This is a genomic window from Streptosporangium sp. OZ121 (assembly GCF_051918885.1).
Taxonomy (GTDB): Bacteria; Actinomycetota; Actinomycetes; order Streptosporangiales; family Streptosporangiaceae; genus Streptosporangium.
This window is the reverse complement of sequence record NZ_JBPXMC010000001.1, coordinates 785,038-798,889: the sequence shown is the minus strand read 5'-3', so window position 1 is coordinate 798,889 and position 13,852 is coordinate 785,038. Positions and strand designations below refer to the sequence as shown.

Annotated in this window: 12 protein-coding genes; 5 read left to right on the top strand and 7 right to left on the bottom strand. The window is 71.1% G+C overall.

The window, feature by feature from the left end:
* Window positions 1-118 precede the first annotated feature (118 nt).
* Window positions 119-1,279, top strand: a complete 1,161-nt coding sequence (locus ACTOQ1_RS03750; protein ID WP_440064424.1) for a hypothetical protein — start codon at window positions 119-121, stop codon at window positions 1,277-1,279.
* Here the strand turns inward: ACTOQ1_RS03750 and ACTOQ1_RS03745 are convergent.
* Both ACTOQ1_RS03745 and ACTOQ1_RS03740 read right to left on the bottom strand, forming a co-directional pair.
* Window positions 1,237-2,268 carry a copper resistance D family protein gene (locus ACTOQ1_RS03745; RefSeq protein ID WP_440064423.1) on the bottom strand — a complete coding sequence of 344 codons (1,032 nt, stop codon included), beginning with the start codon at window positions 2,266-2,268 and terminating at the stop codon, window positions 1,237-1,239. The genes ACTOQ1_RS03750 and ACTOQ1_RS03745 overlap by 43 nt on opposite strands.
* Complete coding sequence (locus ACTOQ1_RS03740) at window positions 2,265-2,852, bottom strand: copper resistance CopC family protein (protein WP_440064421.1); 588 nt, start codon at window positions 2,850-2,852, stop codon at window positions 2,265-2,267. Before ACTOQ1_RS03740 ends, ACTOQ1_RS03745 begins: the two co-directional genes overlap by 4 nt.
* A gap of 303 nt (window positions 2,853-3,155) precedes the next feature.
* Here ACTOQ1_RS03740 and ACTOQ1_RS03735 point away from each other — a divergent pair, with 303 nt between their 5' ends.
* From ACTOQ1_RS03735 to ACTOQ1_RS03720, 4 genes are all read left to right on the top strand, one after another.
* Window positions 3,156-3,413 carry a hypothetical protein gene (locus ACTOQ1_RS03735; RefSeq protein WP_440064419.1) on the top strand — a complete coding sequence of 86 codons (258 nt, stop codon included), beginning with the start codon at window positions 3,156-3,158 and terminating at the stop codon, window positions 3,411-3,413.
* A gap of 75 nt (window positions 3,414-3,488) precedes the next feature.
* Window positions 3,489-4,994 (top strand): condensation domain-containing protein, encoded by a 1,506-nt coding sequence (locus ACTOQ1_RS03730; RefSeq protein WP_440064417.1) that lies wholly within the window; start codon window positions 3,489-3,491, stop codon window positions 4,992-4,994.
* Window positions 4,981-6,258 carry an MFS transporter gene (locus ACTOQ1_RS03725; protein WP_440064415.1) on the top strand — a complete coding sequence of 426 codons (1,278 nt, stop codon included), beginning with the start codon at window positions 4,981-4,983 and terminating at the stop codon, window positions 6,256-6,258. Before ACTOQ1_RS03730 ends, ACTOQ1_RS03725 begins: the two co-directional genes overlap by 14 nt.
* A gap of 236 nt (window positions 6,259-6,494) precedes the next feature.
* The gene (locus ACTOQ1_RS03720) at window positions 6,495-7,424 is read left to right on the top strand and encodes a DMT family transporter (RefSeq protein ID WP_440064413.1); all 930 of its coding nucleotides are present in this window, start codon (window positions 6,495-6,497) and stop codon (window positions 7,422-7,424) included.
* On the opposite strand, the gene ACTOQ1_RS03715 is transcribed toward ACTOQ1_RS03720, so the two are convergent.
* The 5 genes from ACTOQ1_RS03715 to ACTOQ1_RS03695 form a co-directional block, all read right to left on the bottom strand.
* Complete coding sequence (locus ACTOQ1_RS03715) at window positions 7,369-7,971, bottom strand: TetR/AcrR family transcriptional regulator (RefSeq protein ID WP_440064412.1); 603 nt, start codon at window positions 7,969-7,971, stop codon at window positions 7,369-7,371. The genes ACTOQ1_RS03720 and ACTOQ1_RS03715 overlap by 56 nt on opposite strands.
* A 66-nt stretch (window positions 7,972-8,037) precedes the next feature.
* Complete coding sequence (locus ACTOQ1_RS03710; protein ID WP_440064410.1) at window positions 8,038-9,420, bottom strand: sensor histidine kinase; 1,383 nt, start codon at window positions 9,418-9,420, stop codon at window positions 8,038-8,040.
* Between the two features lie 196 nt (window positions 9,421-9,616).
* Window positions 9,617-10,717, bottom strand: a complete 1,101-nt coding sequence (gene menC, locus ACTOQ1_RS03705) for an o-succinylbenzoate synthase (protein WP_440064409.1) — start codon at window positions 10,715-10,717, stop codon at window positions 9,617-9,619.
* Between the two features lie 240 nt (window positions 10,718-10,957).
* The gene (locus ACTOQ1_RS03700) at window positions 10,958-11,989 is read right to left on the bottom strand and encodes a dipeptidase (protein ID WP_440064408.1); all 1,032 of its coding nucleotides are present in this window, start codon (window positions 11,987-11,989) and stop codon (window positions 10,958-10,960) included.
* A 202-nt stretch (window positions 11,990-12,191) separates the two neighbouring features.
* Complete coding sequence (locus ACTOQ1_RS03695) at window positions 12,192-13,631, bottom strand: flavin-containing monooxygenase (protein ID WP_440064407.1); 1,440 nt, start codon at window positions 13,629-13,631, stop codon at window positions 12,192-12,194.
* Window positions 13,632-13,852 lie beyond the last annotated feature (221 nt).

The following is a 13,852-nucleotide window of genomic DNA, read 5'->3' as shown; positions in this document are numbered from 1 at the left end:
CCGGCGGTGGAACCGGACGCGGGTGATCACCTGCGGGGCAGGAGGGAGGGAGTGGTCCCGATGCTCAGGGTTGTCCCCGATTGCGGAGCGAGGTAAAGGAGCGGCATCATTTCGACGCGTGAAGCCAGTAGAGAGCCTTCGAAGAAGAGCCACTCCCGTCCTTGAGTGGGCTCTGCCGTATTGGACGCGTGGGAAGGCCGGCAGGGAGACCCCGGAGGACCTGTTCAGGCTCCTCTACCTCGGGTGGCTGGTGGCTTTCTCGTTCAAGGTGCTCGGAGCGTCCTGGGACGTCTCCTGGCACTTCAAGTGGCTCCGCGACGACCTGGCCCCGCCGCACCTGCTCAACAGCGTCGGCACCGCCCTCGTCCTCGCCCTCACGATCATCCACGTCTACACCGGCTACGGCGTGGACAAACTCGCGCAGCGCCTCATCACCTGGGGCACGGGCGTCTTCCTGGTCGCGGTCCCGCTGGACCTGATCAACCACCGGATCAACGGGCTCGACATCACCTCGTGGAGCCCGTCGCACCTGATGCTCTACATCGGCACGCTCTTCATGGTCTGCGGCGTGATCCGGGGCTGGTTCGTCCGGGCGGTCCCGGGGCGGACGCGCACGCTGGTCCTCGGCGGGCTCTTCGTGTTCCTCTTCGAGAACGTCTGGTTCCCGGCCCAGCACCAGGAGTACGGCGTGTACGCCATCGCCGCCTGGGACCGGGGGGCGCCGGAGGCCGAGCCGATCCTGATCCAGTTCGCCGCCGAGCAGATCGGGCTGCCGGTGAGCGACAGGGCCGTGGCGCTCCACTTCGCGCTGCCCGTCCCCGACCAGCTCTACCCGCTCTACGCGGCGATGGCCGCCGTCATGGTGGCCGTCTACGCCCGCGCGATGATCGGCCGGATGTTCTCCGCCACCGCCGTGATCGGCGCCTACATCGTCTTCCGCACCCTGATCTGGCCGCTCCTGGCCGTGGCCGACTTCCCGCGCTCGGCGATCCCGGTCTTCCTGATCGCCGGGGCGCTCGCCGTCGACCTGGCGTTCCTGATCAGGATGCCCGTGGTGAGGGCGCTCGTCGGCTCCGTCGGCGCCACCCTCCTCATCGACCAGGCACTGCGCTTCCAGCACTCGATGTTCATGGCGCCGCCGCTGGTGCCCCCCACGACCATGCTGGTCGGGGGGGCCGGGCTCGCCGTCCTGTGGCTGGCCGCCGAATGGTCGTTCAGCCGTCACACGCTGCGGGCTCAGGACAGGGAGGCGCTGGTCAGCGCGACCGCGACCCCGTAGGCCAGCCCCATCACGGTGATCTCGGCCGCCGCCCACGCGACGACCGCCGTCGCCCGCCGCTCGGCGATGTGCGGCAGCAGGCGGAAGCGGATGTGGGCGGCGAACGGGATCAGCAGCGCCACGCACGCGACCTTGGCCACGACCAGCAGGCCGTACTCGTTGGTCAGCAGGGCCCCGGGCAGCTCGACCCCCGGGGTGAGGGCCATCGTGGCCAGGCCGTTCACCAGGCCGGAGAGCCCGACCACGACCAGCGCCAGGGTCGCCAGCCTGGAGAACTCCGGCAGCACCCTGGCCAGCAGTTCCCGGTCCGCGGCGACCAGCAGGACGACCGCGAGCAGGCCGCCGGTCCACGCCGCCGCGCCCATCACGTGCAGTTCCATCGAGATCATGATGGGGTCGTGCCAGGCGGAGTCGACCGCGTGGCCGGTGACCGGGATCGGCAGCAGCCCGAAGAGGGCGATCACGATCCGCAGCTCGGCCGGCACCTTCTCGCCGTACCGCACGGCCAGCAGCCCGATCCCGGCGTAGGACAGCGCGCAGGCGGCGCTGAAGAGCATGCCCTGCCCGGCGCCGACGCTGTCGACGTACTCGGCGATCATCCCGGGGGTGGGGACCAGGCCGGGGTTCAGCTCGGCCGTCTGGAACACGATGACGGCCAGCGCCAGCAGCGCCCACGCCCAGGCGAAGGTCACGGCCATCGGCCGGGCGCGGCGCATCACCGGCTCGGTGCGGTCCGGGTCGTCGAACCCGAGCAGCTTCGGCAGCAGGCTGAGCCCGACCACCGCCACCGCCGCCAGGTCCAGCAGCACCCGCAGCACCGGCAGCCCGTACTCCACCAGCGGCCCGGGGATCGCGATCCCCGGCACCGCCTCCTGGGGGGCGAGCGCCGTCGCGGCCAGCACGGCCAGCAGGGCCGCGGAGACGAACCCGCCGATCACGAGCCTCCTGGCGGTGCCGGCCTCGGCGGCCCGCTCGGTGGTCACGGTCATCCCGTGCCTCCCTGCTCCCTCGTACGGCGCATCGCCACGACGGTGGCCCCGCCCAGCAGGACGATGGAGCCCGCGATCCACAGCACGGCCATCCCGGCCCCGCCGTTCTGCGCGGCCTCGGCGGCCTGGGCGCCCAGGCCGGGCTCCTGCGGCGCGGCGGCGGAGACCACCGGGGCGGAGGTGGCGGGCGCCTGAGCGGAGCCGCCGGAGCCGCCCTGGCCGGGGGCGGTCAGGGTGAACGTGATCTTGCTGGAGACCGGGTGGCCGTCGGAGGAGAGGATCCGGTAGCCGACCGCGTACACCCCGGCGGGGCCGAGGGGCTTCACGGCGACGCTGACCTTCGCCCTGTCGACGGTGGTCTTCCCGTCCTCCCACCGCGTGCCGTCCGGGCCGATCACGCTGATCTGCGCGAAGCCCTGCCGGACGGGCTGGTCGAAGGTGAGTGTGATCTTCTCGGGTCCGGTGGCCAGCTCGGTACCGTCCTTGGGGTCGCTGCTGATCAGCACGTTGTGGGCCTGCGCCGGGGCGACCGCGCCGAGCAGCGCGGCGGACGCGAGCAGCAGGACCGTGAGTAGCCGCCTCACCGGTCGTGGCCTTCCTTTGGGATCGTCATGACGAAGGACATGCTCCCACCCCGGCCTCCCGCCCGGGAATCGCGCTCGCGCGGGTCACCCGTGCCCCCGCTCGGGGTCACGCCCCGGCGAGGGGGCCCGGGGACCTCCCGGCGGGGAGTAGGAGCCCGGGGGAACGGAGTCAATGACTAAGAGGATGACAAAAATTCAAAAAATGAAGAATATGCGGAGTTATCTGGTAAAAGCCCCTCAGGGATAGTTTGTTTGGATTTATCGGGATGGAAAACAACTGTGAAACCTTGACGAATTCGGCACGTGATCCTTAGCCTCGCTTCGAGCAGCGGCACCGATTCGCCGCGCTCGCGCGCGGCAGAGGCGGCAGAGAAGGCGCCGTTCGCCCGCGCCGGTGTCTGGTCGCGGGTCTTTTCGGTGGAACGCCGCGCCGGGCACGAGACCCCTGGACGGATGCTCGTCGTCGACGCCCTGCTCGGGAACCGGTCGGGAAAAGTCAGCACAAGGGAGCCGCGGGGCCATTTCGAGGCCGCCGCGACAGGCCGGACGGAAGGCGCCTGAAATGTCGATGTCGCTGGTGAACGGATGGGAAAGGGCGTCCCGCACGGGCGTCGTCGAAGAGATCGGCCGGACCCGATGACGGCCGGCCCCGCGCGGCTCGGCGCGACGTCCGTGGAGTTCACCGGAGCGCGGGGCGGCGAGTCGCCGCTCAGCTGGGGCCAGCTGGCCATCTGGCGGCTCACCCGGTGGCTGGACGACGACGACCCGTACTTCAACATGCCCTGGGTGCTGCCCGTCTACGGCAGGCGCGACCTCGACGCCGTCCTGCGGGCGCTGCGCGCGCTCGTCGAGCGGCACGAGACGCTGCGGACGACGTACGAGGAGACGCCCGGCGGGCTGGTCCAGCGCGTGGCGCGCCAGGGCCGGTTCACCGTCGAGACGTACGACGCAGGGGAGGCCAGGCCGCTCGCCGCCGCCAGGGAGCTCTCCGTCCGGCTGGCCGCCACCGCGTTCGACTACGCGGCCGACCTGCCGTTCCGCTGTGCCGTCGTGACCGTCGACGGCCGTCCCAGGACGGTGGCCCTCACCCTGTCCCACCTGGCCGTGGACGGCGGGGCCCTGGAGGTGCTGGCGCGCGACTGGCGGGACCTGCTCGCCGGTGGCGAGATGGCCGCTCCCGGCTGGCAGCCGATGGACCAGGCCGCCTTCGAGCGCGAGGGGGCCGGCGCCGCCCGCGGCGAGCGGACGCTGCGTCACTGGCGCGCGGTCCTGGAGCGGGCGCCCCTGACCATGTTCGACTTCCCCCGTACGACGCCGGAGGAGCCGCGGTTCGTCAAGGTCGGCATGGAGTCGGCCGCCACCGCGGCGGCGGCCGAGGCGCTGGCGGCGCGCTGGTCGGTCAGCACGGCCAGCGTGCTGACCACGGCGAGCGCGGTGCTGCTGAGCGCGCTCACCGGCCACCGCGAGGTGGTCATGCAGCTCATTGTGGCCAACCGGCACGACCCCAGGGTCGCCGCCATGGCGGGCAGCGCCGTACAGGACGGGATCTTCGTCCTCGGCCTGCCGGGTGGAACGTTCGCGGACGCCGCCCGCGCCGGGCACCGGCAGGCGCTGACCGCCTACCGGAACGCGCACTACGACCCGTACCGGATGATGGCGCTGCGCGAGGAGATCGGCCGCGAGCGCGGGCGGCCCGTGGACCTGTCGGCCTACTTCAACGACACGAGGGCCGTCGGCCACTGGCCCCACCTGCCCGCGGTCGAGCCACCGGGCGACCCCGCCGCGATCGCCGCCCTCACCGGGCGGACCAGGACCTTCCACGTCGGGTCCTGGCCGGAGGTGGACGCCACGGCCCTGTTCGCCACCGGCACCGCCACCGACACCTGCGAGCTGTACCTGATGGCCGACACCGCCTACCTGCCGCGTCCCACGGCCTACGCGCTGCTGCGCGGGCTGGAGACCCTGCTGGTCGCCTCCGTGGCCGGGGACGTCCCGCTCGACGAGGTCGCCGGGCTGTGCGGCATCGTCCCGGTCGAGCGCCCCGTCCCCCGGCCCGGCGGCGCGCCCGGCACCGGCACGGCGAAGGCCGCGGGGGACCCCGGAGCGCAGGGACCGAGGGCGGTGGCCGGTGACCACGTCTGACCGCCACGTCGCGCCGGACGGCCGCGCGGCGCTCGCCGAGCCGACGCGCAGGGTGGGGCCCTGGTGGGTGGCCGGCATCTCGCTGGCCAACCTGGCGCTCTGGATGGCCTATTTCGGGCCGCTCCAGGTGCTGCTGCCCTCGCAGGTGGCGTCGATCGACCCGGTGGGCAAGGAGGGGTCGCTGGCGCTGGTGACCGGGGCGGGGGCCGCCGTCGCGATGCTCCTCAACCCTGTCGCCGGAGCGTTGTCCGACCGTACGGCCGGGCGGTTCGGGCGCAGGCATCCGTGGTCGCTGGGCGGGGCGCTGGTCGGTGCCGGGGCGCTGGTCCTGCTGGCGGGTCAGGGGTCGATCCTCGGCGTGGCGGCCGGATGGTGTCTCGCGCAGGCCGGGCTCAACGCGATGCAGGCCGCGCTCGGCGCGGGGGTGCCCGACCACGTTCCGGTCGGCCAGCGGGGTGAGGTCTCCGGCTGGATCGGGATTCCCCAGTCGCTCGGGGTGGTGCTCGCCGTGGTCCTGGTCACCATGGTCGCCACCACCACCGAATCCGGATATTTCTTGATAGCGGCGCTGGTCCCGCTCTGCGTGCTCCCCTTCGTCCTCACCACTCACGACCCCCGCCTGGCGACCAGGCCGCCCTTCGAACCCCGGGCCTTCCTGAGGGGGTTCTGGATCAGCCCTCGCCGCCACCCCGACTTCTTCTGGGCCTGGCTGACACGCTTCCTGATACAGCTGGGCAACGCCGTCGCCACGCTCTACCTGCTGTACTTCCTCACCGACGCGGTCGGCTACGAGCGGCTCTTTCCCGGCGAGAAGGCCGAGGACGGCCTGCTCGTGCTGATCCTGATCTACACCGCGGCCGTCGTGCTCACCACCGTCGTCGCGGGTGTGATCTCCGACAGGCTCGGCCGCCGCAGGGCGCTCGTCACGGTCTCCGGCCTGATCAGCGTGGTCCCCGCGGTGATGCTCGCGTTCTGGCCCCAGTGGCCGGTGGCGACGGCCGGCGCCGCGATCATGGGGGTCGGCTTCGGCATCTACCTGTCGGTCGACAACGCCCTGGTCACCCAGGTCCTGCCCGCCGCCGAGGGGCGCGCCAAGGACCTCGGCGTCATCAACATCGCCAACTCCGGCCCCCAGGTGCTCGGCCCTGTCATCGCCGGTCCCATCGTGGCCGGTCTCGGTGGCTACCCCGTCCTCTACCTGACCTCGGCGGCCCTCGCCCTCCTGGGCGCCGGCCTCGTCTGGAAGATCCGCTCGGTCCCCTGAGCGTCCGGCTCCCGGCTCACCACGCGGACGCGGGAGTGGGAACGGTCTCCCGAGGCGGTGGTGACCCTGAGCGTCCGGCTCCCGGCCCTCACTTTCCGGAACGGCCCGAGGAAAGGCCGGTAAAGGTATGAGGTCCCTCGTGCCGGTGTGGCGTCCTTCACTCAGGGTTGTATCCATGCCACTCCCGATCCGATCGGTGACCTTACGGTCGCTGCGGGTGATGGAACCCTTCGGGTATGGCAGTGGTAGCTCCCCGGCCCGTCTTGGGAATCGTGCTCCTGATCTTCGTCAGCGCCGCATGGGGATCGGCTTTCCCGCTGATGAAGGACCTCATCGTCCGCATGCCCGTGGCGGACCTTCTCGCCGAGCGGTACGGCATCGCCACCCTCGTACTGCTCGCTCTCCGCCCGAAAAGCCTGCGGGGGCTGTCGGAGAGCACCTGGCTGACCGGCATCCTGCTCGGCCTGCTGTTCGGCGTGGGCCAGACGGCCCAGGCGGTCTCGCTGCACGATCTGCCCTCGTCGGTCTCGGGGTTCACGGTCGGCTCGTACGTGGTGATCACCCCGGTTCTCGGGCTGTTCCTGCTCGGGGCCAGGACCTCGGTCCGCGTCTGGGCGGCGGTGGCGCTGGCCATGGCCGCGATGACCGCGTTCACCCTGATGAGGGGGGCGGAGGGTGACATCGCCCTGCCCGCGCTGGCCGCCACCCTGCTGTCGGCGGTCCTGTACGCGGTCCACACGCTGGTGCTCGGCAACTCCGCCGAGGCGCGGCAGAACGCCTACGCGGTCACGGTGATCCAGCTTGGCACCATCGCCGTCATGACGGGCGTCCTCGCCGCGCCGGACGGCCTGACCCCGCCCTCGACGCCGGGTGACTGGGCGATTCTCGGCCACCTGTCGATCGTGGCCTGCGCCCTGGGTTTCCTGGCCCGCTCCTGGGGCCAGGTCCACGTCTCGCCGGTGTCCGCCGCGGTGATCCTGTCGGCCCAGCCACTCTGGGTGACCGCGCTCGCCGTGGCGCTGTACGGGGAGCCGCTCACCACGGGCGTATACCTCGGCGGGGGGCTGATCGCCCTCGCCATGCTCCTGGTCGTACTGCCCAAGGGGCTGTTCAGCTCAGTTCGGCGAGGGAGAGACCCAGTTCCGCCGCCGCGGCCGTCCGGATGAACTCGATCATCCGCGCCCGCGAGAGCACCCGCCGGTGCACCGTCACCTGCGTGGACAGGCCGTCGATGAGGGACATGACCCGCCAGGTCGCGCCCTCGGGGTCCGCGCAGGTGAAGATCCCCGCCACCACGCCGTCGTCGATGATCGCGCGGAGGGCGCCCTTCCAGCGCATGTCGATCCTGCGGGACGTCTCCTCGAGTTCGGCGTTGCGCATCGACTCCGCCCAGGCGTCGATCCACAGGGCCCATGACTTGGACTTCCCGCTGGGCGGATAGAACCTGAGCAGAGCTCGCAGCCGGTCGAGCGGGGAGCCGCCCGACTTCTCCACCTTGACGAGCGCGTCCAGGTCGAGCTGGGCGGCGTAGGAGAAGGCCTGGGCGAACAGCTTCTCCTTGGTCTCGAAATGGTAGAAGAGCAGCGCCTGGCTGACACCGGCCGCCTGGGCGATGTCAGCGGTCCGCGTGTGACCGAACCCCTGAGCCGCGATGACATCGCAGGCGGTCCGGAGCAGATCTTCACGACGTAATCGCCCAAATCCCCTTGCCACAAGGGAACCCTAGCGGGTCGCGGTGCGCCGTCAGGGGCAGGGGGAGGGGGCAGGGAGGAGACGCGGTCAGGGGTTGGGCGAGGGAGGGCGGGGGACGCCGCCCGGACCGGGGTGCAAGGGGATGCGTAGCACGAACCGGGCGCCCCGCGTGCTGTCCTCCAGCCTCAGGAGGCCGCCGTGCGTGCGGGCGATCTCCCTGGCGATGGGAAGTCCCAGTCCCGTGCCTCCCGCGTCCCGGTTGCGGGAGGCGTCCAGCCGGGTGAACCGCTGGAAGACCAGTTCCCGCTGCGCGGGCGCGATCCCTGCGCCGTCGTCGGACACCTCCATGACGGCCGTTCCGCCGTCCAGGTTCACGCGCACCGAGACCTGGGAGACGGCGTGCCGCTCCGCGTTGTCCATCAGGTTCGTCAGCAGCCTGGCCAGCCGGATCCGGTTACCGATGATCGCCACCCCGGGCTTCAGATCCCTGTCGACCGGGACGCGGCGCTCGCGTCTGTCCAGCTCGTCGCCGACCAGCGCGCCCAGGTCGATCCGCTCGTGGCGGGCCGGGACCCCGGAGTCGAGTTCGGCCAGCACCAGCAGGTCCGAGACGATCGCCTGGAGCCGGTCCAGACTGCCGAGCATCGCGCGGGTCTTCGCCTTCCAGTCGACGTCGTCGGGGTAGTGCAACGCCTCCTCCACCTGGGCGCGCATCGCGGCGAGCGGGCTGCGCAGGTCGTGGGAGGCGTCGGAGGTGAACCTGCGCTGCTGTTCGGCCGCCGCCTCCAGCCTGTCCAGCGTCTGGTTGATCGTCTCGGCCAGCTCCCTGATCTCGTCCCGCGCGACCGGGACCGGCACCCGGCGGCCGATGTCGGTCGCGGTGATCTCCTCCAGCTCGCGCCCGATCGCCTTCACCGGTACGAGCGCGCCGGTCACCGTTCGGTAGGTGCCGGCCGCCGTCACCGCCATGATCGCCAGGGAGGCGCCGATGACGAGGGCGAACAGCTCGGGATGGACGTGCCAGGGAACCGGGCCGGCCGCGGCGTAGAGAATCCAGTCCCCTTCATCCTGGTAGATCCGGAAGGCCACGACGTCCATGCACCTCCCGGGGTACCGGGGGATGTCGCACACCTCCCTGTCCTGCCTGACGCTCGTAGCGGGAGGGGTGAAGTTCGCCATCCGGGGGGCGCCGACCAGGTTGGGGGTCGATGCGATGATCTCGCCCTTCGCGTTCAGCAGTTGCATGCCGTCGGTTTTTCCCGGCGGTACCACCGGAGGCAATCGTCCACGTTTGGCCAGATGGACGCTCTGCAGCGCGGCGCCCGCCGCCTCCTCGGTCCTGAAACTGCCCGCCAGATCGTGAACGGAGAACGTCGCGATCGCGATGAGGGCGATTCCCGACACGACGGTCATGGAGACGGCGATCAGCGTCAGCCGGAGCCGTACGGACCACCTTCTCCCCGTGAACACGTCGCTCTCCAGCCATTCGACAAGGACATTAGGCAGATTGATTACCGTTTAAAGATGATTAATCGCCAAGGAGCGGCAAACATCCTTATACCTATGTAAATAGGTACTGATTCGAATGAATATGGAATTTCGCCAGTGCCAGTGCCAGTGCCGGTGCCGCCCGCCGTCCCCCGCTCGTCTTCGCCGCCGTCCGGCCCTAGAGGGTGATCCATTCGGTGGAGGTGGTGACCTCCTCGAGGACGGCGGGGATGGGGTCGACGCCGATGCCGGGGGCTGCGGGGACGTCGAGGTGGCCGTCGTGGAGTTCGAAGGGCGGGGTGAGGTCGGTGGTGTAGTAGCGGCGGGAGGCGGAGGTGTCGCCGGGCAGGGTGAAGCCGGGCAGGGCCGCGAGGGCGAGGTTGGCGGCGCGGCCGATGCCGGTCTCGAGCATGCCGCCGCACCAGACGGCCAGGCCGTGGGCGCGGGCGAGGTCGTGGATGCGCCGTGCTTCGAGGTAGCCGCCGACGCGGCCGGGCTTGATGTTGATGATGGAGCAGGCGCCCAGGGTGATGGCGGCGGCGGCGTGGGTGGCCGATTCGATGGATTCGTCCAGGCAGATGGGGGTGGTGATCTTCTTGGCGAGGTGGGCGTGTTGCAGGAGGTCGTCGTGGGCGAGGGGTTGTTCGATGAGCAGCAGGTCCAGGGGGTCGAGTTTGGCCAGGTGGGGGGCGTCGGTGAGGGTGTAGGCGGCGTTGGCGTCGACTTGCAGGGCCAGATCGGGGCCGAAGTGCTCGCGGACGGCGCGGGTGGGGGCGAGGTCCCAGCCGGGGGCGATTTTGAGTTTGACGCGCCGGTAGCCCTCGTGCAGGTATGCGGTGACGGTCTCGAGAAGTTCGGGAATGGTGGGCATGATGCCGATCGAGACGCCGGCGGGGACCCGGTCGGCGGCGGCGCCGAGGTAGCCGGCCAGGGATTGGCCGCCGGTGCGCAGCTGGGCGTCCAGTACGGCGGTTTCCAGGGCGGCTTTGGCCATGCGGTGGCCTTTGAAAGGGTGCAGGGCGCGGTTCACGCCGTGGGCGTCGGTGTGGGTGGGCAGGGCGGGGATGAGGAAGCGGCGCAGCACGTCGGCGGCGGCGTCGACGTATTCGGGGGAGTAGAGGGGGTCGGACATGGCCACGCACTCGCCCCAGCCCTCGGCCTCAGGGGTGACGACGCGCACCAGGAGCACGTCGCGTTCGGTTTCGGTGCCGAAGGAGGTGCGAAACGGGGCGACCAGCGGCATCGCCACCCGCCGCAGCTCGATACCAGTGATCCTCACGCGTCTCTCTTTCCTTCGCCGTGCGATGTCCCGCCACGGCGGGACCCGTCACGCCGGTCGCGGTGGTCGTAGGGGATGTCGTAGGGGATTTCGCCCCCGGGGTGCGCCGCCCGGTGCCCGGGCCACCTGCCGTTCGCCGTTCCGTTCCCCTCCGGGACGTGCCGCTCGGCGCCCGAGCCATCCGTACCGGCCGAGGTCGTCATCCGGTCCTCCTCCGGTGGTGCCCCCAGCCGGGCTCGTTCAAGCGGGCCTGCCCAGCTGGGCGCGGAACAGCCGGTGCACGTTCCCTCCGATGATCTTCACGATCTCCTCGTCGGCGAAGCCGTGCTTGAGCAGGGCGTCGGTGACCAGGGGCAGCCCGCTCGGACCCGACAATCCCGGCAGGGCTGCGAGGGGATCGACGTCGTAGTCCATCTCGCAGCACGGGGGAGTCACGTCGTGCATGACCTCGCGGACGAAGTCGGGGCCGAGTCCCACGTGGTCGATGCCGCCGACGCTCGCGATGTGCGCGATGTGGTCAACCAGCCGGTCCACGGTGTACTCGGCCGGATCCTCCGAGAGGAAGGCCGCCAGGAAGTTGACGCACACCACGCCCCCGGTCGCGGTGACCGCGCGGATCTGGTCGTCGGTGAGGTTGCGGTGGTGGTCGCGCAGCGCGCGGGCCGAGGAGTGGGTGGCCATCACCGGCCGGGTCGCCAGCTCCAGCACGTGCTCCACCCCGGAGGCGCCCAGGTGGGAGACGTCGAAGATCATGCCGAGTCGTTCCATCTCCCGTACCGTCTCCACCCCCGCCGCGGTGAGCCTGCTGCCGGTGGCGTCCTCGCCGCTGCCGTCGGCCAGCGCCGTACGGCCCCAGTGCGCGATCGAGGCGACCCGGACGCCGAGCCGGTGCAGTGTCGGCACCAGCTCGACGGCGTCGTCCAGGCCCGGCATGCTCTCCAGCGCCAGGACCAGGGCGATCCTGCCCTCGGCGAGCGCCTCGTCGATCTGCGTCCCGTCCAGGCAGAGGCGTACGGCGTCGGCGTTGCCCTCGGCCAGCACGTGCGCGCACTCGATCATGCGAAGGGTCTGCCGGAGCGCGCCCTCGGGACGGTACTGGCCGTCGATGAAGACCGGCAGCACCTGGAGGTTCACCCCTCCCTCGCGCAGCTGGGGCAGCCAGCGGTCGCGGAAGAAGGACGCCCACCGGTGCGGGGGCCTGGCGGTGACGGCCATCAGCAGGTCGTTGTGGGTATCGGCGACGACGGAGTCGCTGTGGAGGACGGCGGACACGGGCGGGCCCTTCTGCGCGGACGGCTCTCGTTCGCCACGACGGTACCGGCACCCCGGCCCGTCGCGTGCTTCCGCGCCGCCTCGACTCCCCCGGCTTTTGGACGAGGGTCCCTCGGCTTCTGCGCGAGGGCCCCTTCTACGAGGACGCGGACCCGCGCGCGGCTTTCCGGCGGAGGCGGGTCGGCCCCCGGCGGGGGCGGGGTCAGCGCGCGAAGCGGAAGGCCTCCGGACGCGGGGCCCTGGTGATGCGGCGGTAGGTGGTCGCGGTGCCCGGCCAGTTGTTGGTCACCCGGCCGGACGCGTTCTTGTACCAGCTCGTGCAGCCCGCCTGCCAGACCATGCCCTCCATGGCCCGGTCGAGGCTCCGCCGCCAGGTGGCCATCGCCTCGGGCCGGACCTCCATCGGCCCGCGCGAGGCCAGGTGCGGCAGGCAGCCCATGACGTACCGGACCTGGCATTCGATCATGAAGACGATCGAGTTGTGGCCGAGGTTGGTGTTGGGGCCGTACAGCAGGAACAGGTTGGGGAAGCGCGGTACGGCGATGCCCAGGTACGCCTCCGCGCCGTCCTTCCACTCCTTGGCCAGCTGCCGTCCCCCGCGCCCGGTGACCTGGACGGGGGCCAGGAAGCCGGAGGTCTCGAAGCCGGTCGCGTAGACGATGACGTCGGCCTCGCGGAGTCCGGCGGTGGTCTCCACGCCGCCGGGGACGATCCGGGTGATCCCGTCGGTGACGACGTCCACGTCGGGACGGGTCAGCGCGGGATAGAAACCGCTGTCGATGACGACCCGCTTGCAGCCGACCGGGTAGCGGGGGGTCAGCTTGGCCCGCAGCAGCGGGTCGGGGACCTGCTCGCGCAGGTGCCCCAGAGCCCGCTTGCGCAGCAGGCCCGCGCTCCAGCCTCCGGCCAGGGCCGGGTAGAGGGTGTTCTCCGTGTACCGGTAGAGCCACTCGCGGTAGGCGCGCTGCAGGAACGGCGCGAGGCGGAAGGCCGTCCGCGCACGGGGGCCGAAGACCGCGTCCGGCTTGGGAATCACCCAGTTGGGGGTCCGCTGGAAGACGTCCAGGTGCCCGGCCACCTCGGCCACTCTCGGGATGAGCTGCGCCGCCGACGACCCGTTCCCGATCACGGCCACCCGCCTGCCCGCCAGGTCGACGGAGTGGTCCCAGCGCGCGGAGTGGAAGGCCGCTCCGCTGAATGACGACATTCCCGGAATGTCGGGTAACTGGGGCCGGTTCAGCTGTCCCACGGCCGACACCACCACGTCGAACAGCTCCTCCCCTGCCGTCGTACGGACCCGCCATTTGCCCAGCGACTCGTCGAAGGTGGCGGCGGTGACCGCGGTGTTCAGCCGGATTCTGGGGCGCAGGCCGTACTTGTCGGCGCATCCCTCCAGGTAGCGCAGGATCTCCGGCTGCTCGGGATAGCGGCGCGTCCAGCTGGAGTATCTCTCGAAGGAGAAGGAGTAGAGGTGCGAGGGGATGTCGCAGCCCGCCCCCGGATAGGTGTTGTCGCGCCAGGTTCCCCCGACGTCGGCCCCCTTCTCGAAGATCGTGTACGAGCGGATGCCGGCCTTCTCCAACCGGATGGCCATGCACAGCCCGCCGAATCCGGCACCGATGATCGCGACATCAGGCCTCATGCGCACGCCCTCCGGGTGTCGGTGTCCACTTACGCTAGGCGATCTGTCCGCGCAGGGAAAGCCGCGGGGGAAGCCACCGTGGAAGCCGCCGGACGCCGGTGTGGAAACCGGTGCGGAGGTCGCTGCGAACGTCGGTGCGCAAGCCACCGTGGAGGTCGCTGTGGACGCCGGTGCGCAAGCCACCATAGAGGTCGCTGTGGACGCCGGTGCGGAAGCCGCCG

What these genes read in the sequence shown, in the direction of transcription:
- ACTOQ1_RS03745 (WP_440064423.1), bottom strand. Translation starts at nt 2,268, where the DNA reads ATGACCGTGACCACCGAGCGGGCCGCCGAGGCCGGCACCGCCAGGAGG.
- ACTOQ1_RS03720 (WP_440064413.1), top strand. Translation starts at nt 6,495, where the DNA reads ATGGCAGTGGTAGCTCCCCGGCCCGTCTTGGGAATCGTGCTCCTGATC.
- ACTOQ1_RS03695 (WP_440064407.1), bottom strand. Translation starts at nt 13,631, where the DNA reads ATGAGGCCTGATGTCGCGATCATCGGTGCCGGATTCGGCGGGCTGTGC.
- ACTOQ1_RS03730 (WP_440064417.1), top strand. Translation starts at nt 3,489, where the DNA reads ATGACGGCCGGCCCCGCGCGGCTCGGCGCGACGTCCGTGGAGTTCACC.